This window comes from Polaromonas sp. P1_G2 (assembly GCF_056405515.1).
In genome coordinates, this window is record NZ_JBFUBY010000392.1 from 1 (window position 1) to 2,858 (window position 2,858).

Consider the following 2,858-nt stretch of genomic DNA (forward strand, 5'->3'; position numbering starts at 1 on the left):
GGTCTTGCCGTGCATGAGCTGCTGGGCGCGGATGATGTTGCCGCCGAAGGCCGCGCCTATCGCCTGGTGGCCCAGGCAGACGCCCAGGATGGGCAGCTTGCCGGCGAAATGCTGGATCGCCGCGACCGAGATGCCAGCCTCGGCCGGCGAGCAGGGCCCGGGCGAGACCACCAGCAGGTCGGGCGCGCGTGCGGCGATGTCGGCCACGCTGATTTCGTCGTTGCGGAACACTTCGACCTCGGCGCCCAGTTCACCGAAGTACTGGACGATGTTGTAGGTGAAGCTGTCGTAGTTGTCGATCATCAAGAGCTTGTTGCGCTTCATGGTTCAGGCCTCCTGGCGCAGGCGTTGGAACTCGCCGCGCTCAAAGTCAATGGATGCGGCAATCATGGCGCGGTAGGCCGCTTCCAGAATGGCCTCGGGGGCGCCGGCCGCGCGGGCCTGGGCGCGTACGCGGTCTACGATGAATTCGATACGCGCCTGGTCGACGATGTCGCTGGCGCTTTGTTTGATGCGCGCCGCTTGCGCGACATAAGCGCTGCGCTCGGCGACCAGTGCCACGATGCGGTCGTCAAGCGTATCAATGTTGCGGCGCACGTCGGCCATGCTGCGGCAGGGCTCAATGGGTGGACGGTTGGCCGTGCTCATTCCAGCCCCTCCTCGACAAGTTCCGAGGCTCGCAGCAACGCGCGCGCCTTGGCCTCGGTTTCCTTCCATTCGAGCTCGGGCACCGAATCGGCCACCACGCCGGCCGCCGCCTGCACATAAAGCGTCTGGTCTTTGATGATGCCGGTGCGTATGGCGATCGCCACGTCCATGTCGCCGGCATAGCTGAGGTAGCCGCAAGCGCCGCCATAGAGACCGCGCTTGGTGGGCTCGAGCTGGTCGATGATTTCCATGGCGTGGACCTTGGGCGCGCCGGTCAGCGTGCCGGCCGGGAAGGTGGCCTTGAGTACGTCCATGCTGGTCATGCCGTCCAGCAGCACGCCTTCGACGTTGCTCACGATGTGCATCACGTGGCTGTAGCGCTCGACCGCGAACGCCTCGGTGACCTTCACCGTGCCGGTCTTGGCGATGCGGCCTATGTCGTTTCGCGCGAGGTCTATCAGCATGACGTGCTCGGCGCGCTCCTTTGGGTCGTTGACCAGCTCGTGCTCGACGGCCTTGTCGGCCTCCGGCGAAGAGGCGCGGGGCCGGGTGCCGGCCAATGGGCGAATGGTAATTTTTTGGCCCTCGGTGACTTGCTCCTGCCGCACCAGGATTTCGGGCGAAGCCCCCACTACATGGAAGTCGCCGAAGTGGTAGTAATACATATAAGGCGAGGGATTGAGTGAACGCAGCGCGCGGTACAGGCTCAGCGGCGACTCGGTGTAGCGCTTCTTGATGCGCTGGCCGACCTGCACCTGCATGAAGTCGCCGGCTTCGATCAGGCGCTTGGCCTTTTCCACGGCGGCGATGTAGTCGGCCTTGGCGAAGTCGCGTTCGGCCGGGTAGCCCTGCGAAGGCTTGACCACCGGGGCGCTGACCGAATACTTGAGCTTTTCCCTGAGTTCACGCAAACGCTTCTTGGCGTTGGCATAGGCCTCGGGCTGGGCCGGGTCGGCATAGACGATCAGGTAGAGCTTGCCCGAGAGGTTGTCGATCACCGCCAGCTCTTCGCACTGCAGCAGCAGGATATCGGGACAGCCCAGGGTGTCGGGCGGGCAGCTGGCTTCGAGTTTTTTCTCGATGTGACGCACTGCGTCATAACCGAAATAGCCGGCCAGGCCGCCGCAAAACCGCGGCAGGCCGGGCCGCAGCGCGACCTTGAAACGCTTCTGGTAGTCGGCGATGAAGTCCAGCGGGTTGGCCGCCGAGGTCTCCACGACACGGCCGTCCGTCACGACCTCGGTGACCCGGTCGGCGCCAAAGCCCGAGGCGCGCACCAGCGTACGCGCCGGCAGGCCGATGAAGCTGTAGCGGCCGAAGCGTTCCCCGCCGACGACGGACTCCAGCAGGAAGCTGAATTTGCCGCCGTCCTTGGAGTGCGCGAGCTTGAGGTACAGGGATAGAGGCGTTTCAAGGTCGGCAAACGCTTCCGCCATCAGTGGAATACGGTTGTAGCCCTGGCCGGCCAGGCTTTTGAATTCGAGTTCAGTGATCACGGTCAATCCTTTTCAGGGAGGCAAGGCGCATAAAAGCGCTGCCGCCTGTCATTCAACACGCCCCGAAGACCGGGGCCGGGATGCTCCCGCGGGCTGCGGAGGGCATCAACAAAGAAAGGGGGTGTCGCAGAACCTGCGGCAAGTGCACGGGCCGGGGCAGCGCTGTCAGCGTGCCGGCCCGCATGCGCCTCAGGCGAGCGGGAAATGACAGGTACGCCAGGGCCAGGCTCCCCGGTCGCCACAACCTGTTTGAATGATGCGATGAATGAACATGTAGGCCAAAGTGTAGCAAAGACCGGAGCCGGCCAAACCTCGCCGGGCATCAAAAAAAGCCGAACCGGGCCTGGCAGGAGTTGGTGGACAGGCCCCTAGTACTAATGCTTATCTCGCAAACCCTCTTGCGAGGGGCGGCCCCTGAACTCGAAAATGAGAAGATAAAAAACGAACGCTCGTTCTATTCCAACCATTCTTTGGAGACAACCCATGACTTTGACAACGCGATGCCTTGCGGGCCTGGCCGGCTTGATGCTCTCATTCGGCGCGCTTGCAGCACCGATGGAGGTGTCGGGCGTCAAGCTCGACGACCCGATTGAGGTTCACGGCACCAAACTGCAGCTCAATGGGGCCGGCATTCGCTACAAGGCGGTGTTCAAGGTCTATGTGGCCGCCATGTACCTGCCCAAAAAGGCCGCTACCCCCGAAGAGGTCTACACC

Annotated in this window: 4 protein-coding genes; 1 reads left to right on the top strand and 3 read right to left on the bottom strand. The window is 63.3% G+C overall.

Features of this window, described 5'->3' with window-relative positions:
• The 3 genes from AC1D0P_RS24040 to trpE all read right to left on the bottom strand — a co-directional run.
• The coding region (locus AC1D0P_RS24040; RefSeq protein WP_477679041.1) for a glutamine amidotransferase-related protein at positions 1–324 on the bottom strand (324 nt) is incomplete at its 3' end.
• A gap of 3 nt (positions 325–327) precedes the next feature.
• The gene (locus tag AC1D0P_RS24045) at positions 328–648 is read right to left on the bottom strand and encodes a chorismate mutase (protein ID WP_477679042.1); all 321 of its coding nucleotides are present in this window, start codon (positions 646–648) and stop codon (positions 328–330) included.
• On the bottom strand, positions 645–2,144 hold the full coding sequence (gene trpE, locus AC1D0P_RS24050) for an anthranilate synthase component I (RefSeq protein WP_477679043.1): 1,500 nt from the start codon (positions 2,142–2,144) through the stop codon (positions 645–647). The genes AC1D0P_RS24045 and trpE overlap by 4 nt, the downstream gene beginning before the upstream one ends.
• 483 nt (positions 2,145–2,627) lie before the next feature.
• On the opposite strand from trpE, the gene AC1D0P_RS24055 reads away from it, so the two are divergent.
• A partial coding sequence (locus tag AC1D0P_RS24055) for a chalcone isomerase family protein (RefSeq protein WP_477679044.1) occupies positions 2,628–2,858 on the top strand: 231 nt, incomplete at its 3' end.